This window comes from Candidatus Neomarinimicrobiota bacterium (genome assembly GCA_034716895.1).
Lineage (GTDB): Bacteria > Fidelibacterota > UBA8477 > UBA8477 > JABMPR01 > JABMPR01.
The window spans coordinates 16082-41708 of the sequence record JAYEKW010000072.1 but is presented as its reverse complement, the minus strand read 5'-3'; the positions used below and the strand labels follow the sequence as shown (position 1 = coordinate 41708).

The 25627-nt window shown below is 44.4% G+C and carries 25 protein-coding genes; 3 read left to right on the top strand and 22 right to left on the bottom strand.

The annotated features are described in order from the left end of the window. From U9Q77_05165 to U9Q77_05155, 3 genes are all read right to left on the bottom strand, one after another. Window positions 1–169 (bottom strand): flotillin-like FloA family protein (locus tag U9Q77_05165; protein MEA3286747.1); only part of this gene is annotated, 169 nt, incomplete at its 3' end. 23 nt (window positions 170–192) lie between these two features. Beyond that, window positions 193–1527, bottom strand: a complete 1335-nt coding sequence (locus U9Q77_05160) for an NfeD family protein (protein ID MEA3286746.1) — start codon at window positions 1525–1527, stop codon at window positions 193–195. A gap of 90 nt (window positions 1528–1617) precedes the next feature. Next, on the bottom strand, window positions 1618–2298 hold the full coding sequence (locus U9Q77_05155; GenBank protein ID MEA3286745.1) for a DUF3108 domain-containing protein: 681 nt from the start codon (window positions 2296–2298) through the stop codon (window positions 1618–1620). An 80-nt stretch (window positions 2299–2378) separates the two neighbouring features. Here U9Q77_05155 and U9Q77_05150 point away from each other — a divergent pair, with 80 nt between their 5' ends. Next, window positions 2379–2792 carry a GtrA family protein gene (locus U9Q77_05150; GenBank protein MEA3286744.1) on the top strand — a complete coding sequence of 138 codons (414 nt, stop codon included), beginning with the start codon at window positions 2379–2381 and terminating at the stop codon, window positions 2790–2792. A 62-nt stretch (window positions 2793–2854) separates the two neighbouring features. On the opposite strand, the gene U9Q77_05145 is transcribed toward U9Q77_05150, so the two are convergent. From U9Q77_05145 to U9Q77_05075, 15 genes are all read right to left on the bottom strand, one after another. Beyond that, window positions 2855–4690 (bottom strand): ABC transporter ATP-binding protein, encoded by a 1836-nt coding sequence (locus U9Q77_05145; protein ID MEA3286743.1) that lies wholly within the window; start codon window positions 4688–4690, stop codon window positions 2855–2857. Window positions 4691–4694: 4 nt separating this feature from the next. Beyond that, window positions 4695–5327: an L-threonylcarbamoyladenylate synthase gene (locus U9Q77_05140; GenBank protein MEA3286742.1), complete on the bottom strand. Its 633-nt coding sequence runs from the start codon at window positions 5325–5327 to the stop codon at window positions 4695–4697. After that, the gene (locus U9Q77_05135; protein ID MEA3286741.1) at window positions 5324–6268 is read right to left on the bottom strand and encodes a hypothetical protein; all 945 of its coding nucleotides are present in this window, start codon (window positions 6266–6268) and stop codon (window positions 5324–5326) included. Before U9Q77_05135 ends, U9Q77_05140 begins: the two co-directional genes overlap by 4 nt. Window positions 6269–6286: 18 nt before the next feature. Next, window positions 6287–7486: an RIP metalloprotease RseP gene (gene rseP, locus U9Q77_05130; GenBank protein MEA3286740.1), complete on the bottom strand. Its 1200-nt coding sequence runs from the start codon at window positions 7484–7486 to the stop codon at window positions 6287–6289. A 10-nt stretch (window positions 7487–7496) separates the two neighbouring features. Further along, on the bottom strand, window positions 7497–8645 hold the full coding sequence (locus U9Q77_05125; GenBank protein MEA3286739.1) for a 1-deoxy-D-xylulose-5-phosphate reductoisomerase: 1149 nt from the start codon (window positions 8643–8645) through the stop codon (window positions 7497–7499). Then, window positions 8646–9377, bottom strand: a complete 732-nt coding sequence (locus U9Q77_05120) for a hypothetical protein (GenBank protein ID MEA3286738.1) — start codon at window positions 9375–9377, stop codon at window positions 8646–8648. Beyond that, entirely contained in the window at window positions 9377–10159 is a 783-nt protein-coding gene (gene lpxA, locus U9Q77_05115; protein ID MEA3286737.1) for an acyl-ACP--UDP-N-acetylglucosamine O-acyltransferase, read from the bottom strand. The genes U9Q77_05120 and lpxA overlap by 1 nt, the downstream gene beginning before the upstream one ends. A gap of 3 nt (window positions 10160–10162) precedes the next feature. Next, a complete protein-coding gene (locus U9Q77_05110; protein ID MEA3286736.1) occupies window positions 10163–11569 on the bottom strand; it encodes a bifunctional UDP-3-O-[3-hydroxymyristoyl] N-acetylglucosamine deacetylase/3-hydroxyacyl-ACP dehydratase in 1407 nt (468 codons plus the stop codon). A 36-nt stretch (window positions 11570–11605) separates the two neighbouring features. Next, the gene (gene lpxD / locus U9Q77_05105; protein MEA3286735.1) at window positions 11606–12622 is read right to left on the bottom strand and encodes a UDP-3-O-(3-hydroxymyristoyl)glucosamine N-acyltransferase; all 1017 of its coding nucleotides are present in this window, start codon (window positions 12620–12622) and stop codon (window positions 11606–11608) included. 15 nt (window positions 12623–12637) lie between these two features. Then, the gene (locus tag U9Q77_05100) at window positions 12638–13144 is read right to left on the bottom strand and encodes an OmpH family outer membrane protein (protein ID MEA3286734.1); all 507 of its coding nucleotides are present in this window, start codon (window positions 13142–13144) and stop codon (window positions 12638–12640) included. Window positions 13145–13169: 25 nt separating this feature from the next. Next, entirely contained in the window at window positions 13170–15524 is a 2355-nt protein-coding gene (gene bamA / locus U9Q77_05095) for an outer membrane protein assembly factor BamA (GenBank protein ID MEA3286733.1), read from the bottom strand. Window positions 15525–15539: 15 nt separating this feature from the next. Then, entirely contained in the window at window positions 15540–16301 is a 762-nt protein-coding gene (locus U9Q77_05090) for an isoprenyl transferase (protein ID MEA3286732.1), read from the bottom strand. A 4-nt stretch (window positions 16302–16305) separates the two neighbouring features. After that, complete coding sequence (locus tag U9Q77_05085; protein MEA3286731.1) at window positions 16306–16605, bottom strand: iron-sulfur cluster assembly protein; 300 nt, start codon at window positions 16603–16605, stop codon at window positions 16306–16308. 8 nt (window positions 16606–16613) lie between these two features. Further along, on the bottom strand, window positions 16614–17651 hold the full coding sequence (locus tag U9Q77_05080) for an Mrp/NBP35 family ATP-binding protein (protein MEA3286730.1): 1038 nt from the start codon (window positions 17649–17651) through the stop codon (window positions 16614–16616). Between the two features lie 230 nt (window positions 17652–17881). Beyond that, complete coding sequence (locus U9Q77_05075) at window positions 17882–18121, bottom strand: YfhL family 4Fe-4S dicluster ferredoxin (protein ID MEA3286729.1); 240 nt, start codon at window positions 18119–18121, stop codon at window positions 17882–17884. 313 nt (window positions 18122–18434) lie between these two features. On the opposite strand from U9Q77_05075, the gene U9Q77_05070 reads away from it, so the two are divergent. Together U9Q77_05070 and plsY are read left to right on the top strand one after the other, a co-directional pair. Continuing rightward, window positions 18435–20222, top strand: a complete 1788-nt coding sequence (locus U9Q77_05070) for a DegV family protein (protein ID MEA3286728.1) — start codon at window positions 18435–18437, stop codon at window positions 20220–20222. 77 nt (window positions 20223–20299) lie between these two features. After that, a complete protein-coding gene (plsY, locus tag U9Q77_05065; protein ID MEA3286727.1) occupies window positions 20300–20956 on the top strand; it encodes a glycerol-3-phosphate 1-O-acyltransferase PlsY in 657 nt (218 codons plus the stop codon). A gap of 269 nt (window positions 20957–21225) precedes the next feature. On the opposite strand, the gene U9Q77_05060 is transcribed toward plsY, so the two are convergent. The 4 genes from U9Q77_05060 to hutU form a co-directional block, all read right to left on the bottom strand. After that, a complete protein-coding gene (locus U9Q77_05060; GenBank protein ID MEA3286726.1) occupies window positions 21226–21939 on the bottom strand; it encodes a hypothetical protein in 714 nt (237 codons plus the stop codon). A 79-nt stretch (window positions 21940–22018) separates the two neighbouring features. Continuing rightward, window positions 22019–22447, bottom strand: coding sequence for a hypothetical protein (locus tag U9Q77_05055; protein MEA3286725.1), 429 nt, complete (start codon window positions 22445–22447; stop codon window positions 22019–22021). Between the two features lie 263 nt (window positions 22448–22710). Continuing rightward, on the bottom strand, window positions 22711–23925 hold the full coding sequence (gene hutI / locus U9Q77_05050) for an imidazolonepropionase (protein MEA3286724.1): 1215 nt from the start codon (window positions 23923–23925) through the stop codon (window positions 22711–22713). A gap of 17 nt (window positions 23926–23942) precedes the next feature. Continuing rightward, a complete protein-coding gene (gene hutU, locus U9Q77_05045) occupies window positions 23943–25595 on the bottom strand; it encodes a urocanate hydratase (GenBank protein ID MEA3286723.1) in 1653 nt (550 codons plus the stop codon). Window positions 25596–25627: the final 32 nt, after the last annotated feature.

The following is a 25627-nucleotide window of genomic DNA, read 5'->3' as shown; positions in this document are numbered from 1 at the left end:
TCAGGGGTGGTGGGATCCTTCTCAGTCGCATACCAACCAGGGTCAACAAACCAACATAAACTTGGGCAGCAGCAGCGCTGATCCACAAACCGATGGGGATAAAATAGGTGAAGAGCACCAGAAAGGCGATTATGCCTGTCAGGATAAAGATTAATGGTAATGTTTCCACGATTCCTCCAGATTTATAGTTATTTACTTCTTATCTACAACAATACGGTTGCCATCGATACGAACGATGGTGATCTCAGTGTCTTTCTCGATGAAATCACCCAATGTGACCACATCCATTCTTGTCCCTTCAACCAGAGCAGTACCTGCAGGACGAAGTGAAGTCAGTGCTTTTCCGGTTTTTCCAACATAACTTTCCAGACCCAGACTCCCGCTGTAACCCGCAGCAACCGTCTCTGATTCCCTGAGACTGATCTTCTGCCAAGCTTTTGTTTTCAGCATGCGCTTGACCATCAAACCCAAACCAAATAAGCCGCCAATGATGGCAATAGTCAACCCCCAGAGTGCTGCAGTAATATCTGCACCTGTAGGGGCAGCCGGCAATAGCATGGTGAACATGGCGTAGATCATTAATATGATCCCTGCAATGCCTACCAGTCCAAACCCAGGAATTACAAACGCTTCCACTCCCAGTAGAATAATACCGCCGAGTAAAAATATCATTTCTGCCATGCTGGCCAGATTTGCAATCATTGAGGTAGAGAAAAATAGAAATAAAGCTAACAAACCAACACTACCAGGAATGCCCCAGCCAGGACTCTGAATCTCAAAGATCAGACCCAGAAATCCCAGGGTCATGAGCAATGAGCTGACAATTGGGTCAGTCAGAAAACGAACGATCACCTCAGACCAGGTTGGTTCAACTTGAACAATATCGTGCTGTTTATATCCAAAATGTTCCAAAATCTCATCTAGTGAATCCATCTGGTAGTCCATCATGCCATATTTCAGGGCTGTGGATGTTCTCAGCGTTAACAATTTTCCAGAAGTGGCTCCTTCGATATCATCAATGAAAAGAGTATCTCCCCCTTTAGTGATCAAAGTGTCAATATCCAGGGTCTCATCCACCATGGCCATGGCAATATCCGGATTCCGTCCTTTGGCTTCTGCTGTTGCCGCCATTTCTTCCCGCATGTAGGACTGGGCTTTTTCACCAGCTTTCTGACTTTTTACGTCCACCACAGTGGTCGCCCCCATGGTAGCGCCAGATCGCATAATAATGGTATCACAAGCCAGAGTGATCAGAGAACCCGCGGATATGGCTTTGGTATTCACAAAAGCAATGGTCTGAATATCTGAATTCAATAAAGCATTTTTCATCATGGTCGCCGCGTCAACCCGACCACCGAAAGTGTCAATATCAAGGATGATGGCCTCTCCGCCAGCCTGGTTCAACTGTGGAATCTGCCGTTCAAAGAAATAAGCCAGCCCCATATCAATAGTACCCTTTACCTCCAGGACATAAACCTGCGGAAAGATTATAATGGGCAGCAACAAGAGTAAAAGTTTGCGTCGCATAACTGATCCTGTATAAGTAGAATTTCGTGACATTATCAAGTAGGGAAAGATAATCGCTGAACCTTCAACCGGAAATGGTAATTGTCAAAATCACGGCATAATAACCTGCATGAGAATACTCCCATATTTTGTATCGATCTCAATTTTAATAGGAGTATGCGGGAATGTCTCTGACAATAACAAGGTCAGTTGAATCCTATTTTCCCTTGATTTCCTGCTGCTGCTAAGAGGGATAAGTTTCCATCCTGCTTCAGCAAATGGATGCAAAAGTGATGGACCCGCACTCTGCTCAGCCAGCAACTCCAATTTACCAAAACCCTGACCATCCCACAGTCGAAAATGCAAGGTGTCACCATGGCTGAAGTGCATGCGGGATAGATCATACAACAGACTGGGGATATCTCTGAGTCCCTGTGTAGCCAGAACGCGTTCCCGACCATTGATCAGCACACTATTACTATCTGTAAAATGCACTTCATAGTTCCGGTGATAAGCACCCTCGTGAATTGATTTTATGTGGCTCTGAAGTTGTCCCGACTTGATATCATAATCGCTTTTGATCGAGTCGGACAGTGACCATAGTTTCGATAGCCAGGGTGAGGATTCAATATTTAAATGGCCTTTCAGGTATCCATCGTGGACTTTGAGGGTCAGATGTGCATGACCTGCCTGGATCATCCCATACTTCACCTTGAATGAAAAATCCTGGCCGACTGCCATCCCTCCAGCAAGCAGCAATATCAGGAGGACTATTCTACAACACTTTCTCATGATTTCAGAAACTATCCTCATTCGGTACTACACTCAAGCTTTTTGTCTATTCATTAACATTGATAAAACTAAATTGACGCATGCAATTAAAGTTCCCAAAACGATTCGTAACCTTCACTTTTGTGGGAATCTCCGGAATTGTCGTCAATAATGCGATCCTCTTTTACGCCAAGGAATATCTATTTGTTCCGATAGCCATCGCTTCTCTCATCGCGATTCAGCTTGCTATTTTCAATAACTTCATCTGGAACCGTCGCTTCACCTGGACCGATCGGAAGATGACTGGGATTCAGGCAATATGGACCGGTTTATTAAAATTCACTGCGGTGAGCTGGGTGGCAGGTGCCTTAAACTGGATCATTCTACTGGTCTTGACCCATTATGCCGGCCTGTATTACATCCTGGCAAATCTGATCGCCATCCTGATAGCATCTATCCTGAATTACTTTTTGAATGATCTCTGGACTTTTAGAGTCCCGGACCGACAAGCCTGATCATAACACTCTTGCAGTACCGTTGTTGTAAAATCAATCTTATTGAAAGTAGAGTTTAGAAATTAAGGTGTGCTGTACCCTTCAGTAGCAAATTGCAGGCGGTAGAGCTTCTCGTATAAGCCACCGGCTTTACTCAGAGTTTTATGATCACCCTGTTCGACGATCTCGCCCTGATCCATAACCAGAATATTATCAGCATTTAAAATAGTGGAAAGTCGATGGGCGATAACGATGACCGTGCGCCCTTTCATAAGCGTATCAATGGCTGATTGAACAGCCTGTTCTGAGGCAGTATCAAGAGCGGAGGTAGCCTCATCCAGTATTAGGATTGCCGGATCTTTGAGGAGTGCGCGGGCTATGGCAATTCGTTGCTTCTGTCCACCAGATAACCGAGCTCCATGTTCTCCCAGCATAGTTTCGTACTGATCATCCAACTCCAGAATAAACTCATGGGCATTGGCACGTCTGGCTGCAACTTCAACTTGCTCTCGTGAACTCTCCATCCCATAGGAAATGTTATTGTAAACCGTATCATTGAACAGAATAGTTTCCTGAGAAACAATACCAATCTGCTTCCGGATACTGGATCTGGTTAAATTCCTGATATCGTATCCATCTATGCTGATGCTGCCAGAATTGATATCATGAAACCGGGGAATCAGATCAACCAGGGTTGTTTTTCCAGCACCACTGGGACCAACCAAAGCCACCATTTCTCCTTTATGGATAACCGTATCTAAATTCGCGAGGGCTTGCAGGGTTGAATTCTCGTAGCTAAAAGTAACTGAATCAAACCGGATATCCTGTTCAAAATCTGCCAGAACATGGCTGTCAGCTTCATCACGGATGGTTGATTCAATATCAAGGAGTTGAAAAACCCTTCCACCTGCAGCTACACCGGTCTGAATATTGATGTTTACTTTTGCCAGATTGCGAATAGGTTGATAAATGGCGAACAAAATAACGATGAATCTCAGGAAGTCAGAACTGCTGATGGTTCCATACTTCAGAACCTGGATCCCTCCGAGCCATAGAAGAATGACTGCCATGGTCACTCCCAACATTTCTGTGACTGGAAGAGAGAGACTTTGCAACTTGATCTGACGATACATAAGCTGATAAAGTTTTTGGGCTTCTCTGCCAAAACGTTTGCTTTCGTTCGATTCATTTACAAAAGCTTTAATAATTCGAATACCCCCGATCAATTCAGTGAAGCGGGAAGTTATTTCTCCAAGCTGGGTCTGCACCCGAATGACCTTCCTGCGAATACTTTTACTGATGATCGCTATAAATAATGAGGTGATGGGAATGATCAGGATGGAAATCAGGGTTAATTTCCAGTCGATAATAAATAGGATCGAAAGATAAGTAATAATGTAAAGAGGCTCTATCACCAGTGGATGAAAAGTCGTTGCCAGAGCCTGATTCACCTTGAGGACATCATTCATCGCCAGAGAAATCAAATCTCCACTACGTCTTGTTTGAAAGAAACTCAGAGGCTGACTCAGGAAATGCTGGTATATCCTGGCCCGCAGATCCTGAACTACTTTGGCTTGAACATATCCGGTAAATACTTTATTGGCGTAGTAAGCCACGGATTTTATCAGATAACTAAAGAGAATGACCAAAGCCAGAGTCCCCAGAGCATCTAATTGGGAACCTGAGAAGAAATACTCACTAGTGAGTTGCTTGAGACGTTCGTTCAGATCCAATCCCTGGGTCAACTGATCCGTCGGAGAGGCAACTTGCTCTTCCGGACTGGCGAAGATGGTCGTAATGAAGGAAGCCGATAACCAAAGCGTGAGTGAATGAAAGAAGACATTTATTATGGAAAAACCGACTCCGGCACTTATGTGAGCCCAATAGGGTTTGATCAATCTTAATATTCGTAGGTACATGCGCTTAGTTTAGAAACTCATGGAGTGTTTGGCGAGAGATTTCACCTTCACGTAAGATCGTGAATGGTTTTGTGGTCAGATCAACAACAGTACTACCTTTTGAGGGTTGAAGCGCTCCAACATCCAGCATTAGACCAATATCATCTACAAAGTAATCCCTGATTTGTTTCAGTGAGGTGGCTGCCGGAGAGCCTGCAGGATTCGCACTGGTAGTAGTGATCGGCCGGCCTAGAAGGGCTGGTATTTGGCAGGATATGGCATCTCCCGGTACTCGAAAACCGATGGTGCCCTCATCAGATACAAGTTGTTCAGCAAAGGGGTATTGACTCTTGCAAATTACAGTTAGCGCCCCAGGTAAACATTTCCGAATCAGCACTTGGGCTTTGTTGCTAAGGTCATAAGCCAGTTCGAACAATTGCGCTACTGATTCAAGCAAGACCGAAACAGGCATATTCTTACGACCCTTCAAATGATAGAGATGGGCAACTGCTTGACTTGAACTTGCATCAACGCCCAAGCCATAAAGTGTATCAGTTGGATAAACGATCACCTGATCATTTTTCAGAAGTTGAGCTATTATCTCCCGATCAGATCTTGAAATATCCGTAGTTTCGTCCTTAAGATCCAGGATGATCATGAGCTTTGTCCAGCTTTTGCTTCCTGACGATCAAGATCCCTCCAGCGTCTGTGAAACCAAAAATATTGCTCAGGATATTTACGAATCTCAGCCTCGAGCTTGCTGGTGAGCTGTTGAGTAATTTCGCTCATCCATTCATCGTTCAAGGTCTCGGGAATGGTATAGGGTACCTCTTCAATCCTTAAGCGATAACGTCCCCGATGTTGAGTACATGCCAGAAATACCAACCTGGGACGAACCCGATAGGTTAGTATGGCAGCCCCCTTGGGTGTCGATGAGGGTATCTTAAAAAAGTCAATTTTCAGACCATTTTTACTTTTGAACTGGTCGCCAACAACTGCCAGACCCGTGTAACGTCTGATCGCGTCTTCAAAAGCCGGCATACCTGACCATGAATTGATCAGTTTTAAATGATGGTATTCACGGATCCAGGTCAGGAACCAGTCCACCCAGGGATTTTTCTGGATCCGATAAATGGAAGCAGCACCTCGACCGATTCCAGCGGCATAGCGCCCTGCCATCTCCCACGACCCGAAATGTCCGGTAAAATAGAGGATTGGCTCATTGGCTTTTTGGGCTTCCAGGACATATTCATCAAAACCGGGAGCATCAACAATGGATCGAGATTTCCTTTTGCTGACCATCCACAGCTTAAGCGTCGAAATAAAGCCTTCTCCCCAATGCAGGTAACACGCTTTGATCAATGATTCTGTTTCTGGGCTTGAATAACCAGGAAATGCCCGTCGAATATTACGCTCAACCGTGGATTTCCGTTTGGTAAATAACTTATAACCCAACCAACCCATTCCTCGCCCGAGACGCCAGGTAATTGACCAGGGCAGGATAAAGAGTATGACATTGAATAATGCCAAAAATATAAATTCGATCGAAAATCTGAGATAAACGACTGATCTCACCGGCTTACGCTTAGGAGTAACCATTATCAATGCCTTGGTTGGCTATAGACGCGCAATATCCTGAATGGTAATAAATAGGACCAATCCCAACAAAAACAACATGCCTATCTGCTGAATAGCTAATTTTACATTAACAGGGAGGGGTCTGCGAATGATCCCTTCGATAGTGATAATCAGAAAATGACCACCATCCAATCCGGGAATTGGCAAAATATTAATAAAGGCCAGATTCACACTAATGATGGCCATAAAATAAAAGATATCGATCCAACCGCGACGAGCCATCTCACCGGCCATCTTGGCGATCATTACCGGACCACCGACCTGATCCATATCAGTTTTACCAGTGACCATTTCCCAAAATCCCCGGGCCATCAGTGTTCCGAACATATAGGTACTTCTGCCACCAAATTTTATTGATTCAAAAAAGCCAATATCCTTGTGTTCCAAGACCCGGCCAATGCCTATCATTCCGATATCAAGAGTTCCTTCAGCAGTGGGAACGCTCTCTTTAACGACCAAAACAGAGTCAGTTAATCTTTGACTACCTCTGAGCCACTCAATGGCGATCAGCTCACCGGGAAGATTCTGAACAATACTGGTTAGTTCCTCCCACTGGGAAACAGGCTGACCATTGATGGAGACGATCTGGTCATGCTCTTGTATTCCAGCTGATTCTGCAGGAAACACGGGTCTCTCTTCGGTACTTACCAGTGAACCGACAGAGGTCCCCGGGATTGGTTCATCCATACCAGTGGTATAGACAATTCCCGTAAAAATCACAAATGCCAGAATTGCATTCATGATCACACCTCCAGAGATGGTTAACAGCTGCTGCCAGCGTTTTTTGCTGGTAAACTCCCAGGGTTTGCCGGAAATCTCACCATCCATGGATTCATCGATCATACCGGACATTTTCACATAGCCCCCAAAAGGGGTCCAGCTAAGTGAATATTCAGTATCACTGGCTTTGGGATGCTTTCTTGGAGTTCTGAATTCAACTGTGACCGCATTCATCAGACCTTGCAAAAACCAGGGAATGAATACTTTGGTCCAGAGACCATCAACTTTGTTTTGAATGCTGATAAAACGAGGGGGCATACCAATTGAAAATCGTTCAACTCGGATACCAACCATGCGGGCAACCATAAAATGACCCAATTCATGGATCAGGATTAACACACCTAAAGTCAGTATCGCTGCAACGATAGTAAATAATGTATCTATTGAGAAGAAACCCATTTAGCTTCTTTTAACTCCTTTGTATAAAAACTTGCGTCCATTTTTCCAGGGCTAAGATATCATCCAACCCGGGGTGTTCAAGATAATCGTGGGCATCCATTGCTTTTATTATCAGCTCAGGAATTTCTGTGAAAGGTATATCACCCTCCAAAAATCTATACACAGCTTCCTCATTTGCCACATTTAGCACTACAGGTAAACTGCCACCAGACTGCAAAGCATCAACAGCCAATTGAAGGCACTTGAACCTCTCATAGTCCGGTTCTTCAAAGGTCAGGGTCCCAATTTTGGCCAGATCCAACTGTTCCCAGGCCTGGGGAAAGTGGCGGGGATAACTCAAGGCATATTGGATCGGAATCTTCATATCCGGTAAGCCCATCTGGGCTTTCACTGACCCATCTACAAATTCCACCATGGAATGAATAATACTCTGAGGATGGATCACGATGTCGATCTTTTCAACTGGCAGCTTAAAAAGCCAATACGCTTCGATCACCTCCAGACCTTTATTCATCATGGTAGCTGAGTCGATGGTGATCTTCCGACCCATGGCCCAATTGGGGTGTTTTAAAGCCTGCTTAACTGTGATATCCTTGAAAGCCGTGCCCGGTGTGGTTCTAAAAGGTCCACCAGAGCCAGTGATCACCAGACGTTTGATATCTTCCGGGGCTTCTCCAACCAGACATTGCCAGATCGCGCTATGCTCGCTATCTACCGGAAAAAGTTCCACTCCATTTCCCACCAGCAACTTGTTGATGAGGTCACCAGCCATGACCAAGCTTTCCTTATTGGAAAGAGCTACATCAACTCCTGCTTGAATACTGCGGATGGTTGGCTCCATCCCGGCACTGCCAACGATAGCATTCAGCATGGTATCCACATCATCCCGGGATGCCATTTCCAAAAGCCCCTGTCGGCCCTTGAGGACCTCGATCCCTGGAAGCGCCTGCTTAACTTTTAAATAGTGACTCTCATCGCCGATAACCACACTTTGGGGTGAAAACGCCTTGGCCTGTTCGATGAGCAACTCAGCCTGTGAATGAGCAGAGAGATATTTTATTTTAAAGGTGTCCGGAAAGCTACCTACAACGTTTAAGGCATTTACACCGATACTGCCTGTAGACCCCAATACTGATATTTGTCTGGTTTTTGTCATCATTTACTCACGGCTTCCTAATAGCCATTCACAACTTAGGTCCAGTGCCAGGCCATTAGCATCGATTGGCAAATATAATGATACTCTGCTTTGGTCAAGGAACAACCAGCTGATATAGGGCAAGGCCAGGTAATTGGTCTTATCATAATCAGGAATACCATTCCCATTTTCGACCAGTACATGATGCATGTCAACAATCGCCATAAGACCATAGTTGAAAGTCTCCTGCGAACGGCCGTATAAAGCATATACACTGATATCTCTTTGAGTATAGGCCTTTCCTATCACCTCACTCCAGCCTAAACCGATGGCTTGCCTGATGGATCTTTGATCTGCCGGGAACTCAACTTGCACACCTGTTGCCACTGAAAAGGCAGGGTAATCACCTGGCCATTGTGCAAATTGTGCCCAAAGATTATAACCGGGATTTGGATAGATACTGAGGCGGGCAGAAGGGACAGTGGCACTTTCATCTCGATCTAAACGAATAGATGCCAGGGAAGCCTGCAAACCGAGGTAGTAGTCAGTATTTCCTGGATTAGGGATATTGGTAACACGTGCAGCAGCCCGCAGATCTGTTTGAAAGCTTGACTGATCCTGCCAGTTGGGAAAATCAGAGCCTGCCAGGTTGACAACTACAGTCAGGAACGAACTCAACATGATAAGTTTATACTTGTGAGCATTAAATGGCATAAGCTGGACCGTACCCGACAGAAGGGTAACCTTCGAGATCATTATCCGCGGATAATTCCTCGTGTACTCTCATCAATAAAGGTAAGAATATCCCGAACCTCCGGTGTGATTGTCATGTTCACCTCGATATCCTTTATGGCTTGACCCACGTTCATATGACTACGATAAATGCGTGTGTAAGCCTGCTTGATATGATTAATGGTCTCACTTGGAAACCCACGTCGATGCAAACCCACAGAATTCAGTCCATTATAGGTCAAGGGGATATTGGAGGCTCGAATATAAGGTGGAATATCTTTGGAAATACGGAAGCCCCCGGCAATAAAGGCATGTTTGCCAATTTTAACAAACTGATGAATGGGTACGGCACCGCCGATGATAACAAAATCACCAACTTCTACATGACCGCCCATGTTACAGGAGTTGGCGATAATCACATTATCACCAATGATGCAATCGTGACCAATATGAGAGTATGCCATTATTAAAACATTACTGCCAATAGTGGTCTTCCAACGATCAGTTGTCCCCCTATGAATAGTACAATATTCACGCACGATAACGTTATCGCCCAGAATAGTCTCCGTTTCTTCATCAGCATATTTAAGATCTTGAGGGATCTCCCCCACTACAGCGCCGTTGAATAGACGACAATTCTTACCCAGTGTTGTGCGAGCACCGACTAGAACGTGGGCTTTAATAATACTGCCGGCACCAATCGTTACATTCTCATCAATGATGGTATAGGGTCCAATCGTTACATTTTTCCCAATTTTAACATTGTCGGAGCTAATAATAGCAGTAGGATGAATTCGGGGAGCCATGATCTATCTTTCCACGATGGAAGCCATTAGATCAGCTTCAACAACCAGTTTTCCGTCAACGAAACCCATGCCTCTGAGTTTAGCTGATCGTAGACGGAATTTGATCAACTCCACTTCAAAAATGATCTGATCACCAGGTTCGATCAGTTTTCGGAATTTTACATTATTGATCGCAGAAAAAAAGACCAGTTTATTTTCCGGATCATCCCCGGCGTTCAGCAACAGGGCTCCTCCGGCCTGAGCCATGGCTTCCAGGGTCAGCACACCGGGCATCACTGGTTTACCTGGAAAATGTCCCTGGAAAAAGGGCTCATTCATGGTGACATTCTTGATGGCGGTGATCTTCTCACCTGGTGTAAAATCGATAATGCGATCGATCAATAAAAAGGGATATCTATGCGGAAGAATCCGCATGATTGCTTCTGTATCAAATACAATCTGACGTTCTCTGGGGCGCCTCTGAAAACGTTTGGCTAGAATTTGTTTTTCGTATTCCTTCTTTAAAAGGCGAACGAGTTCAACATTACTGGCATGCCCACTTCTAGCTGCGGTGATGTGACCCTGAATTGGCATACCAAGCAAAGCAAGATCACCGATGAGATCCAGGATTTTATGACGAACCGGTTCGGTTTTGGATCGCAATTCCTTACCATTCAGGATGCCATTATCACTTTGAATTAGTTTTTCATCAATATTGAATAATTTTTGAAGTCGCTCCAACTCGGATTCTTCGATTTTACGATCTATCATCACCAGGGCAGTATCAGCACTGCCGCCTTTGATCAAACCTTGTGCTTTCAGCTCTTCTACTTCATGTAGGAAGCAAAAAGTCCGCGCAGGTGCGATCTGCTCCACAAAATCCTGCTCCCGGGAATAAAACGACATATACTGAGTACCCAAGGACTGCAATTTGTAATCGATGAGAAAAGTGACCCGGAATTGATTTGAGGGTAACGCATGAATATCCACACCCTTCTCAGGATCTGAATAGGTGATGGTCTTATCCAGGATCAGATACTCTCTAGCAGCCTCCTGCTCCTTAAAACCGGCCTCCAGCAGAATATCCACAAAAGGAATTGCACTTCCATCCATAACCGGTGGTTCTTTATTGTCCAACTCGATGAGGATGTTATCGATTTCCAACCCACTGATGGCGGCTAGAACGTGTTCTGTCGTATGAATTCGGGTCCCGTTATGTTCCAGAGTGGTTCCCCTGGAAATATCCACAACATGATCGATATCTGCAGGGATAGGCTTAGCATTGGTAACATCAGTCCGTAAAAAGCGGATGCCTGTATTCTCTGCTGCCGGTTTAAATGTCAGTCTTGTCTGTACACCGGTGTGTAGTCCTATCCCGGCGATGGATACAGCTTTTTTTATACTTCTCTGATTGTCTCTTCTATCCTGCATCTATCTCAATTCCTTCATTCCCCTGACAGCACCCACTTAGGTTTTATTTACTTGTTTTTCAAGTGTTTTAACAGCTTTGTACAAGGCCGGTAATTTTTTAATAATCGCTTCAATTTTTAGTTCATCCCGATGAGAACGGGCTGGAAACCCACTTACCATCAACCCATCCGGTATATCACGGGTCACACCGCCACGGGTTGCAATCGATACATCATTTCCAATTTTCAAGTGACCAATGACCCCGCTTTGTCCACCCATTTGCACTCGATCACCTAAGCTTGTGCTACCGGCAATAGCGATCTGAGCAGTGAGAAAGCAATTTTTTCCAACATGCACGTTGTGAGCGAGATGAACCAGATTATCCAGCTTCGTGCCATCTCCAATGGTTGTTGGACCGATCGATCCTCGGTCTATTGCACAATTGGCACCAATCTCAACCTGATCTCCCAGGATGACATTTCCGGTTTGCGGGATCTTCTGAATCTCTCCAGCTTCCACTGCGAAACCAAACCCATCGCTCCCGATCACTGCGCCGCTATGGATGATGCACTGGTTGCCCAGGATACTTTCATTGTAAAGCACAACATTTGGATACAGATGACAATTATCACCAATATGACACCCATCACCTAAGACCACGTTACCTTCCAGGATAACATGTTGTCCCAGTTTGACACTACTTCCAATAATGACTCCCGGTCCGATCTCAACCGATTCAGGAACAGTAGCTTCAGGGTGAATGACAGCAGTTGCATGAATTCCCGGCCTGATCTTGCGTTGCTGTTGGTTTAAAATTTCCAACGCTTTAAGCATACTTTGTTGCGTATTGGATGATCTTAGTAGATTTGGAAAGTCAATATCCAGATCCTCAGGCACGATCAGCGCAGCAGCCCGAGTTGTTTTGGCATACTTTAAATATTTTGGGTTAGAGAGAAAAGATAACTCATCAGGTGCAGCAACCTGGATCTCGTTAAGTTTCGAGACCTCAATACTCTCATCACCTTCCAGTCTGACACCGAGGGCTTGTGCCAGCTCACCTAATTTAAAAGTCAATAAAAAGACTGACTCCTATTTATGGAGTTCCTTCAAAACTTTCTCAGTAAGGTCAAATTTATCCTGTGCATATAAAATATTACCGGCCACGGTGTCAAAGATAAAATCATAGCCTCCGTCTTCGCCAACTTTTTTGATAGCTGTATTAATCTTCTGAAGCACCGGATCAGCCAAAGCCTGTTGTTTCTGGTAAAATTCACCCTGTGGACCCAGTTTCTGAACCTGAAACTGCTGAATTTCCTCAGCGAGACGACGCATCTCATTTTCCTTGGCACCACGATTACTTTCAGTCATGAGAAATTTCTGACGCTCGTAATCCTGTTGCAGGCTATCAAGCGAAGCGGCCATATCGTAGTACTGTTTTTCCAGTTTGCGACCTTCCACTTCAAGTTTGCTCTGTGCTTCGCGAAACTCTTCAAACTGAGAGAGGATATACTCTGAATTTATATAGCCGAATTTCTGCCCAAAAGCAGCGATTGAAAGTGTTAATAGTAATATTAAGTGAATTGTAGCTTTGTTCAAAACAGGTTCTCCTTAACCAATATTTTTAAAATTGCTGTCCGAAAATAAAATGATACTGCGGTGATTTCCAATCAGGCACCGGATCCTGGTCGAATCCCCATCCTATATCAATACCCAGCATACCGAGTGGTGGCATGATCACACGACCACCAAAGCCAATTGACCGTTTCAGATCAAAAAGGCTGCTGGATTCAAAACTATCCCAAACGTTCCCTGCTTCAGCAAATCCGATCAAATACATCATAGGACTTGGGGACAGTAAAAAGCGCATCTCCAAAGTATACTTGAAAGAAGCCTTCCCACCAAAATAAGCATCACCATCCAGGGTTCCAACAGAACGTTCTGAATATCCACGCAAGGCACTGCCATAAATCAGACCAGCACCACCCATGAAAAAGTATTCATCATAGGGAATAATGTGCGTAGAATCCAATTCTATGGGATGTAGCAGACCCCCTTCAAAATAATTCCGCATGGCGAGCTTATCTTTCCAAATTGGTGTATACCACTCCAAACTGGCTTTTTGTTTGAAGAAACTCTCATTCCCTCCCAAAAGACCTCCGCTATATACAGAGTTCAGTGAAAGCACCGAACCATTGGTCGGGAATTCCGGAGCATTCCGTGAGTCGCGGGTAATATTTTGCGATAAACTGATTCCGGATGTTTTTTCCAGATGTGCCGGATTTACCCGATCAAAGATGCTCTGATAATATACCTTGGCAAGATCATACCTGTCGACGGCTCCTCTAAAGGTCCACCGACCACGAAAATAGTTGTCGGGCCATTGAAAGCGACGTCCAAAAGTAATGGAACCACCTGTAGTATGAACATCATAGGGTGTCGAATAACTCGAGCCATAGCTGAAGTAGGATGTGCTGTTGTTTTGGCTGCGATCCTGATCGAACAAACTGATTCCCAACAAGTTTGGTGTATCGAACAACCAGGGTTCAACAAAACTGATCGATAAGGCTTCATAACTGTAGGCTCGTTGGAAATTAAAGGAAAGTTGTTGTCCATTACCTCGAAAATTCGGAAATTGAAGACCGACCGTCCCAATGAATCCATCTCGCTCACTATAACCGGCACTGGCTGTTGCAGTACCGGTATTTTTTTCTTCAACCTCAAACACCAGATCGATCTGATCTTCATCGTAAGGGATCACATCTGGGATCACATTGCCAAAATAATTCAGGATCATGACTTCACGTTGCGAGCGCATAAGAGCAGAACGGCTAAAGAGGTCCCCTGGAAATATCCTGAGCTCACGGCGGATAACATTTTCTTTGGTCTTATCGTTCCCGATGATCTTGATATGGCGAACATGAACCGGATTCATTTCTGTGATCTCAAGGGTTAGATCGATTGTATCAGCAGCAATGGGCATTTCTTTTGGATCGATCTGACAATACAGGTATCCCTTATCCATATAGGGACCACGAACGCCCAGTTCGATTGATTCCATGAGTTTCTCTGAGTTATATTGGTCACCCCGTGAAATGCCCAAAGCAGCCAGAATATCCTCATCCTCAAAGACGGTATTGCCGATCACTTCCACATTCCCGTATGTATACTTTTCACCCTCATACAAATCAATTCGGAAATACATTTTTTTCAGATCTTCAGAATAGTAAAGGCTATCACCGAGTATTTCAGCATCGCGGTAACCCAAAGAATGCATATAGCTCTCAATAGCACGTTGATCTGAGCGAAGATTATCAATGGAAAATTGGGTTTCTGCCCAAAATTTCCACCAACGTTCTTCTTTGATCTTTTCCATTTTCTTTTTGAGTTTGCGATCTGAGAGTTGGGTATTTCCGGTAAATACAATACCGCCAACAGACACTTTTTTATTCTCAGTTATCTGAAATTTAACCCCTCGTGTATTTTCGCGCTCACCTTCAAAAGTACTGGGTTCGATCTCGGCCAACAGGTAGCCTTCTTCATAATACAGTTTTTGAATAATACGTTGGCTTTCGTAAACGATAAAAGGTGTTAGGGCTTGACCAGGATGCAGATTGAGGGCTTCATCGATCTCATCAGTCTTAAGCTTATTATTCCCCTCCAGAACTATCTTATCGAGTCTCGGATATTCTTCAACGCTGATAACCAGCATAATGCCTTCCGGTGTATCACGCTCTGTGAGGAGCTTAACATCTGAAAAAAGCCCCAGACTCCACAGTTGCTTTACAGCATCAGAAAAATCTTCCTGTTGGGCTTCCATTCCAACACTTAATCCGGAGGAAGAGATGATAACTTCAGGAGCTGCGGTTTTGGTTCCAACTACATCAATACTGGCGATCTTGATAGAGACAGCTTGTTGACCCATCACCAGGGATGTGATCATAATCAGGTAGGCGAGGTGCTTATAAATTATTTTCATATCTAGACGAACGTTCTAAGTTTGAATTTGTTCACTAACTTGTCCGTATCTTCTTTCCCTTTTTTGATATTCCCTGATAGCATTCAAAAATTCAAGCTCTTCAAAGGCTGGCCAGAATACTGGTGTGACGACTATCTCGGTGTAGGCTAATTGCCATAATAGAAAATTGCTCAACCTGAATTCTCCGCTGGTACGGATCAATAGATCGGGATCCTGGATACTCCCGGTGTAAAGGTTTTGAGAAATGGTCTCATCATTGATATCCTCAGCCTTCAGTTCACCCAGTTCCACAGCCCTGCCAATGGTTTTAACCGCTTGAAGGATTTCCTGGCGACTACCATAGTTCAAAGCCAGATTCAAATTCAGTCCAGTATTTTTTGCGGTTTTTGTTATACCGTCCAGCATTCCCTTGCGGGGTCCTTTCGGCATTGAATCCAGATCACCAATGACAGTCAGTCTGACATTATTACGGTGCAGATCATCCACTTCTTTGGTAATAGTATCCAACAGCAGATTCATTAAGGCAGAAACTTCAAGCTTGGGTCGTTTCCAGTTTTCGTTGGAGAAAGTATACAGAGTCAAAGTCTCCAGACCCAGTTCTCCTGCTATCTCTGTGATCCGTCTGACACTTTTAACACCAGCTTTATGGCCAAAAATGCGTGGCTTGGATTGTGATTTAGCCCAGCGTCCGTTTCCATCCATGATGATCGCGACATGTTTTGGAAGATTCCCATGATCCATGACTTCAGTCTTTAATATTTCAACTGAGGCTGTCATTCACCTATTCCATGCCAAGGGCAGTACGCCCTTCCGGACTGATCATTTCGGGATTCCAACGTGGCTCCCAGACTATTTCCACATGACATTCTGTAACACCATCAAGAGCTTCAGCAGCTTCTTTAACATTTTGTGCGATCACTGAATACATGGGACAACCCACTGCGGTAAGGGTCATTTTAATGATTACCACTTCTCCGTCAACCAGAACATCATAGATAAGACCCAAATCTACCAGGTTTACCGGAATTTCCGGGTCATAAACCTTGCGCAGGGCTTCTAAAACTTGATTTGATGTGATCATATCCAGGATCAGTCCATCAGCTCATGGATCTTGCTGGCAACCGTTCTAAATATTCCTGCGGCTTCTGATTCAGGCAAATGAATAACCAGCGGCTCACCCTTTTCCCCGGCCCGCATAATCTCTTCATTCAGGGGAATCTTTGCCAACAAGGGGACTTTCAGCCGTTCACTTTCCTTATCACCACCACCCGTGGAAAAGATCTGAGATACATGACCACATTTCTCACAAACATGATAGGACATATTTTCGATGATACCCAGAACTGGTGTATTCACCTTTTCAAACATGTTGGCGCCACGTTCCACATCTTTCAGTGCCAGGTCCTGAGGAGTTGTGACAATCACAGCGCCGGTTAAAGCAACTTGCTGAACCAGGGTTAATTGGACATCACCGGTTCCAGGCGGTAAATCAAGGATCAGATAGTCCAGGGCACCCCACTCTACATCAAACAAGAATTGTGAAACCATCTTGGTTACCATGGCACCACGCCAGATAACCGGAGCATTATCGGTAAGCAAAAAACCTAACGACATAAGTGACATGTCATATCGTTTAATGGGTTGCAATTTATTGCCTTCAAGCACCTTGGGAACTTCATGGATACCCATGGTGATCGGTAGGCTTGGTCCAAATACATCCAGATCCAATATCCCAACAGTATGTCCTTGCTTACGCAGAGCTGCTGCCAAATTTGCGGCAATGGTTGATTTTCCTACACCGCCTTTACCACTGGCGACAGCAATGGTGTGTTTAACACCGGGAATACCAGGGGGCGCTTTGGGATTTTGAGCTCCTGCCGTTGGCTGGACCGGAGTCTGAATGATCTCAATGCTTAGCTTTTCGTAACCACCTTCCCTTAATACCTTTTCAATATTAGAGAGGATTTCCTGGCGGATACTTTCTTTTTCTGTGGAGAATTTCACACCCAGCTCGACACCATTATCGGTAATATTTACATTTTGGATAAGTCCAAAAGTGACCACATCTTTACTGAAACCAGGGTACTTGACCTGTTGTAAGAGGGCTTTAAGTTTATCTTGACTCATAATGACGTTTTTCCTTTAACTTTTATAGCCTACTAATATAGTTTTCAATTCAGCAGATGCAGGGAAAATGATTAACAGCTAGAGATCTCAATTCGTTTTTTTCAGTCAAAGAATACTTGAAATTTTCACAATTCAATTCCTGATTGTTTCCAAATAGAAACCAAAAGAGCCCCCCAATTTGGGAGACCCTTTTGAATAACTGAATAATCGTAAAATACGATTATACTAAGTCAGCCAGTCAGTTTTTCGTAGCGAGCCATTAAAACATCATCCGTTTCTTTTACGCCAACCACAATACAATCTACCGGGCAAACCTCAACACATTGAGATTCATCAAAATGACCTTTACACTCAGTACAAAGCTCGGGATCAATTTCGTAAAACTCATCGCCTTCCGTAATTGCCTCATTTGGACATTCCGGCTCACAAGCTCCGCAGTTAATGCATTCATCTGTAATAGTTAGAGACATGAAACCTCCTGTGATTTTCCATCTCAAATTATGATGTCACCAAAGGAACAAACCCGTGGAGACGTTTTGGCTTTTATACCTGCATATATCAATTATACAGCTTAAAAATAAAACCAAGTTCATTAAGTCAACGAACGTGCAAATATGTAAGCCGACTACCCAAATCCCAAACAATATTTGAACGTAATACTCACTTTACGGGTATTTTTTTATATTTTAATATCTACTGATTCAAATCCTATATTGTGCCATCATAGACACATCTATTTTGAAACATTCAAATCGTTTTTTTTTAGATAAAAAAAGAGGTCATATGAAAATTGCCTATCTTGATGGTATCAGATTATACCGGGTTCTATATGCTGGTATTCAAACCCTGCTTGACGAGGAGGACTATCTCAATAAGATCAACGTCTTCCCGGTTCCAGATGGAGATACTGGTACCAATATGGCCTTTACACTGATGGGGATCATCGAACATATTCAACCCCATAACCGAACCGCTCTAAATAAATTGAGCCAGCTTGTTGCTGAAGCTGCTCTAAACAATGCCAGGGGAAATTCTGGTGTGATAATGGCACAATTCTTCCAGGGGCTAAGTACGGGATTAACGTCATTCACAGAAGTTAACACAATTCAATTTGCCAAAGCCTCCAAAATCGCAGTCGATGAAGCATATACTGCCCTGATGGAACCAATAGAAGGCACCATTCTTTCAGTACTACGGGCGTGGAGCAATAGCTTAACGAAAGCCGCAGAAACCAAAGCCGACTTTCTAGAGGTCTGGAGAATATCCACTGATGCAGCGCAAAAAGCCTTAGAACATACACCTGAACAATTGAAGATACTTAAAGAGGCTGGAGTGGTGGATGCGGCCGGTCAGGGATTTCTGAATATTCTTACGGGAGTGATGTCATTCCTGGATACAGGTAATATCAGGAGCCTTCCCAAGATCGAAACAGAATTTTCAGCGGTGGCTCTGGAAATGAACGACCAGATCATCAACAATCTGGTCTATCCCTTTTGTACCGAATGCATAGTTGTCCGTGAAGGTCTTTCTCGTGATCAACTCAATAAAACACTGCAAGCCATGGGGGACAGTATTGTGATCGCCGGATCTATGCATCGGATCAAGATTCATATCCACACTGATGATCCAGGAAAACTTTTTGAGACACTTTCTCAATTTGGCGAGATCCAGCAGGAAAAAGTTGACGATATGCGTGAACAACATAAAAGTATTCGTGCCAATAAGCAGATAGCTCTGGTGGTAGATTCTACTTGTGATCTACCCCCTGAAGTACAGGAGAAATATCATCTCCATGTTGTGCCTGTCAGATTGAATTTTGGCAAGAAACAGTTTATTGATCGGGTAACCATAACCAATGAAGACTTTTATCGACGCCTGGCAGAATCCAAAGATCATCCACAATCATCACAACCACCACCGGCTGATTTCCGCAGGATGTATCAATTTTTATCATCACACTATCAATCGGTGATCTCTCTGCACCTGCCACAAGTTTTGAGCGGAACCTTGCAAAATGCGAGTGCAGCCATTGAGCATGTTAAATTTAAGCAAAACTCAATCCTGCTGGATTCCTTATCGATCTCTGCCGGAACCGGTGTGATTGCCTTGGAAGCAGCTGAAGCCATTGAAGCAGATCTGGATTTCCAGGAGGTTGTTAACAGGATAAAACACTCCATTCAGAAAACCGAGATATTTATTGGATTGAAGACCCTAGACGCAGTTTTGCGGGGTGGACGGCTAAGCCTGAACAAGAAACGGATCATTGATTTTTTACGCCTGAATCTGATCCTGACCGTTACGAAAGATGGTTTTTTGAAACCATGCGGTGCAACCTGGGGAAGAAATAATATTTTTGCGAAATTTGAGAAATTCGTTCTAAAAAAAGCTAAAGGGCGTTCGATAAAACGTATCGGGATCGTCCATGGAATGAATCCTGAGATCGCTGAACAGTATCGGGAGTCCTTTAAAATGTTCTTCCCGGATGCTTATGTTTTTGTTACAGATTTCTGTCCAGCTCTTGGCGTTCACGGAGGTGTAGGAGCAGTTGGTATAGCTTTACAATTCCATTAGCATAATCAAATAATTGAATATCACCCTCCATTTAAACCGATTATATTTCGACTCAATCAAATTAAGGAAATTAAATAATGTTTGAACTGATCCTGCTCATTTTGATCGCTTACGTTGTTGGCTCTACACCAACAAGTATTATTGTTTCCAGATTAAAGTATAAAACTGATATCCGGGCGCATGGCTCGGGTAACGCTGGAGCTACCAATGTTTTTCGAACCTTTGGCTGGAAACCGGCCTTGTTTGTCACTCTGATTGATGTTTTCAAAGGTTGGTTACCAGCCTACATTGCCGGAAATCTCAATTCAGATTCGATCGTGTTCGGGAGTAATCCTGATGCCTTAATGATCATGGCCGGCTTTGCCGCTGTCCTTGGTCATACCTACACAATTTTTGCCGGATTTAAGGGTGGTAAGGGTGTGGGGACAGCAGCAGGTATGTTGATCGCCCTCTTCCCCATTGCCTTGCCCTTCTGCATATTGGTCTTTGTCCTAACTCTCATGACCACCGGGATCGTTTCACTGGGAAGCATGTTGGCTGCAATAGCCCTACCAATAACTCTGTTTATCATCGAAGGAATCATTCCGGATTCACAAATATCTTTGACTTTAAGAATTTTTGCGTTGTTAGTACCATTGTTCATCATCTTCACTCACCGCTCCAACATCACACGGATACGGGAAGGCACGGAAAATCGATTTGAAAAGGCTCGGGTATTTAAGAAAAAGGGATAGATAGTCGAAAGTCAGAAAGTCAGAAAGTCAGAAAGTCAGAATAACAGCCCACGACTTAAAGTCTTTCTTATTTATTATACTATTTTCACCCACTCCGCGCGTTATGTGTCTTCGCGAGCAACGCGCGGCGATCTCTGAAGCCTACCATAATTTTGGAGATTGCTACGTCCAAAGGTACTGGCAATGACAACTCTACCAGGCAGATGGAACTGAAAAGGGTATTATACCGTATTCAACGATTGATCAGGAGACAATAAAACTCGATCTCGCTATTTTCCCCAGAAGGCTTTCATTTTTTTCTTGATGGCTTCGATCTTTTTAATATCAGCCCGAGCTCGATCACTAAAATATCCATTAGGCTCAATTTTAACAGCCTGATAATAATCCTCCAACGCTGCATCAAAATCATTGCGGTCATTCTTGTAGCGAGCTTGACCCATTAGAAAATGTGGTAATCCAGATGAGGGATCATAATTAGCTGCTTTGTTATAGTCAAGAATGGCATCCCAGAGTCCTTTGTGAGCCCCGCGATCGTATTTTTTTTTACCTGCCAAAATGTTAGCACAAAATTTATCCTTTTGGGAATCAGGTGCCAACCAGGCAATCTGTTCAGCTGCTTTTCGGGCAGCTTTCCAATCATTACGACCCATGACCATTAAGGCACGATCGTACCAAAGGTCAGTGGCGAGCGAACGCAAAGAATCCGCTGCATAGCCTACTTCCAGGGCTGATTTGTAATATTTGGCTGCCGTCACTCGTTTTCCCGATTTGAAAGCACTCTCATAAGCCAAACGATAAACTTTGGCATTGGCTTGATCTGCTTCAATGATTGTCTCATAATGTTTAAGAGCACCGGAGTAATCCCCTGCGGCAAACAGTTCTACACCCGGCTTGATATTGGGACCCAGTAACACGGCACAACTCCCCAGAACCAGCAGTATTACCAGTGTAAAAATGAATGAATATTTAGTGTGTGGATGCATGAATACTCCAAATTAATTATTTACAAAAAGCGAGGATCAAATCCTCGCTTTTTAAACATCATAATGAACATAATTTTATTTAATACCAGGTAAGACGCCCCATAAAAGTTGAGACACCCATTTTTTCTTCATAAAGAGAAATGACATCACTAGCATCAGCTGTGGCAGCAATGGAAACTTCATCCTTGTACTGTACTTTCACCACAACACTTACTTGATCAACCCTTGTGTTGGTTTTCTTGATCGCTGCACCACTGGCTGCAAAAGATACCAATAAAGCTTCATCAAAGCGATTCCGACCCGATTTCACGATCACTAATAATTGAAGAATGGTTTGTCCATTTTCCTGATAGGTCTTTATCTGAAAATCAGCATAGTCAACCTGATAACGATAACTCTTGAAGATCTTTTGCGCTTCTTGATACATGGCGGCACTGCCTTGGCCATAGCCAAATGAAGATATGAGAATTAAACTAAGTATGATTAAGATCAGTCTCTTGAGATTCACAGATATTTCCTCCAATTCAGTCAAATATTTCGATTGGGCAATATACGTTTTGCCTGAGCCGAATCAAGCGATATGGTTTAGGAGTTCCGTCTTCGTTCCTACAGAACTACGCCGCGACAGGTTGGAGGTTGGGAGGTTTTGGATGTTTGGGGGTTGGGGGGTTGGTAGAGACAAGGCATGCCTTGTCTTTACCACCAAACCTGAACAGCATTATCTTCAGATTCAATAATTAGACATCTCTCACCAGTTCTAGATCGGGTACATCAGGGAGTTACGCGTTCACCTGCAATCACCACATTCCTAACGTGATCGACACCATAGAAATAGGGTAGTTGACGATAATTATCCAGATCCCAGATCACAGCATCAGCTTGATAACCGGACTGTATCGCGCCCCGTGATCCTGAGATACCCAGTGATCTTGCGGCGCCATAGGTGGCTGCCTGGAGGGCTTCAAGAGGCGTCAGATGCAAGTAAATCACTGCCAGGGTCATGATGAAAGGCATGGAGAGACTCATGTTACTACCAGGATTGAAATCCGTAGCCAAAGCCAGTACTACACCGGAATCCAACATCTTCCTGGCAGGTGCCCAGGTGTTGCTCCCCAAAAAGAAAGTAGTTCCCGGTAAAAGGGTAGCCACTGTACCCGAATTAGCCAGTGCTTTGATCCCTTCATCTGAGATGGCCATAAGATGATCGGCTGAAAGTGCGCCCATCTGGGCAGCCAACTCAGCACCGCCAGTGGAAACAAACTCATCCGCGTGAAATCTCAAAAGCATTCCAGACTTTTGAGCCGCCTCCAGAATCTGCTGAGTTTCGCTGGTGGTATAGACTCCCTCTTCGCAGAAAACATCACAAAAGTCTGCCAGGCCCTCTGCAGCTACCTGGGGAATCATCTCATCAATGATCAATCTGATATAGCTCTTACGATCTTGGCGGTATTCATCAGGTATTTCGTGAGCTCCCAATAAAGTGGAAAAGGTCTGAATGGACGATTCTTTAGAAGCAGTGCGGATGGCACGCAAAGATTTTATTTCAGCCTCTGTTGAGAGTCCATAACCGCTCTTGCACTCGACAGTAGTGGTTCCATGCGCCAACATCAGATCGAGTCTCTGCTTTACACATCCAGTCAGTTCAGATTCAGAGATATCACGTAGTTTTCGAACCGAGTTACGAATTCCACCACCTGCTTCAGCAATTTCCTGGTAGCTTTTCCCCTGGGAGCGCATCTCGAATTCCAACTCACGGGTGGCGGCGAAAGCTGGGTGTGTATGAGGGTCGATCAGTCCAGGTGTAACCAATTTATTTTTTGCATCCAAAAAATCAGGATCAGTGTAAGACTTCGAACGGTATTCTACAAAGCAGTCGCCCTCTATGAGCCAGGTTCCGCCCTCCCCCACTTCCATTTTTTTCGTAGCAGGGTTCCATGAAGCCCATTGGCCAATATTGGTGATGCCTTTGATACGTTTGGAATTCATGGTCAAATCCTTAGATACTATCCATTGATCATGGGCAATTTCACATCACGCTCATCGGCTATTTCAATAGCCAACTCGTATCCAGCATCAGCATGCCGGGCAATACCCATTCCGGGGTCAGTGGTCAGCACACGTTGTAAACGTTCATCCATTTCCTTTGAGCCATCAGCTACTATAACCATCCCGGCATGAATTGCATAACCCATACCGACTCCGCCTCCGTGATGCACTGAAATCCAACTGGCACCGCCAACTGCGTTCACCAACGCATTGAGGATAGGCCAGTCGGCCACTGCATCAGAGCCATCTTTCATGGCTTCGGTCTCACGGTTGGGTGAAGCGACTGATCCGGAATCAAGATGATCACGTCCAATCACCAGGGGTGCTGATATCTCGCCTTTGCGTACCAATTCATTCATGGCCAACCCCAGCTTGGCTCTTTCACCGTATCCTAACCAACAGATTCGGCTGGGTAGCCCTTGAAATTCAACCTGATCATGAGCTAAATTGATCCAGCGAATCAACGCTTCATCTTCAGGAAACAGCTCTTTTACCAGCTCATCGGTTCTATAGATATCCTGGGGATCGCCTGAAAGAGCAACCCAACGAAAAGGACCTTTGCCTTCACAAAAAAGTGGGCGGATATACTCTGGAACAAATCCTTTAAAATCGAAAGCATTCTGTACGCCAGCTTTTTTAGCTTGAGCCCGTATATTATTACCATAATCAAAAACGATGGAGCCAGCTTTTTGAAAAGCCAGCATGGCTTCAACATGACGCGCCATAGACTGATAACTCAGCTTGATGTACTTATCAGGATCAGATTCTCGTAGAGCATTCGCCTCATCAAAACTGATACCGTGAGGGTAATACCCGCGTAATTCATCATGAGCAGAAGTTTGATCAGTGACCACCTCGGGTATAAATCCGCGTGAGATCAGTTCAGGGAGAATATCTGCTGCATTTCCTTCCAAACCGACACTTAGTGCCTGCCCATCAGTTCTAGCCGTTTTGATCCACTTCAGAGCTTCAGCAAGATTTTTGGTCGAGCGATCCAGATATCGGGTTTCCAATCGACGCTGAATGCGACTTGGATCGATCTCGATGACCAGCGCGATCCCATTATTCATGGTCACAGCCAGAGGTTGGGCACCGCCCATTCCACCAAGACCAGCAGTTACAACAACCTTGCTGCGCAAATCACTCCAACCATGCTGTTTTGCCAGGGATGCAAGGGTTTCGTAGGTACCTTGCAGGATACCCTGGGTACCAATATAGATCCAACTGCCTGCGGTCATTTGACCGTACATCATCAAACCTTTTTTGTCTAGTTCATTGAAGTGTTCCCAGTTTGCCCAGTTGGGAACCAGCATCGAGTTGCTGATGAGAACACGTGGGGCTTGTTCGTGGGTTTTGAACACGGCCACCGGTTTACCGGATTGAATCATCAAGGTTTCATCATTCTCCAGATCTTTCAAGGATCTTAGAATGGCATCAAAGGCTTCCCAGTTCCGAGCAGCTTTGCCGTAACCACCATAGACGATCAACTCGTCTGGATTTTCAGCAACATCAGGACTCAGGTTATGTTGTATCATGCGATAAGCAGCTTCCTGATGCCAACCTTTACAATGCAATTTGGTACCTGTAGGCGGTGTAATGATGCGCTTCATATTGCCTCCTGTTTTTTTGTGGCGGAGATTAG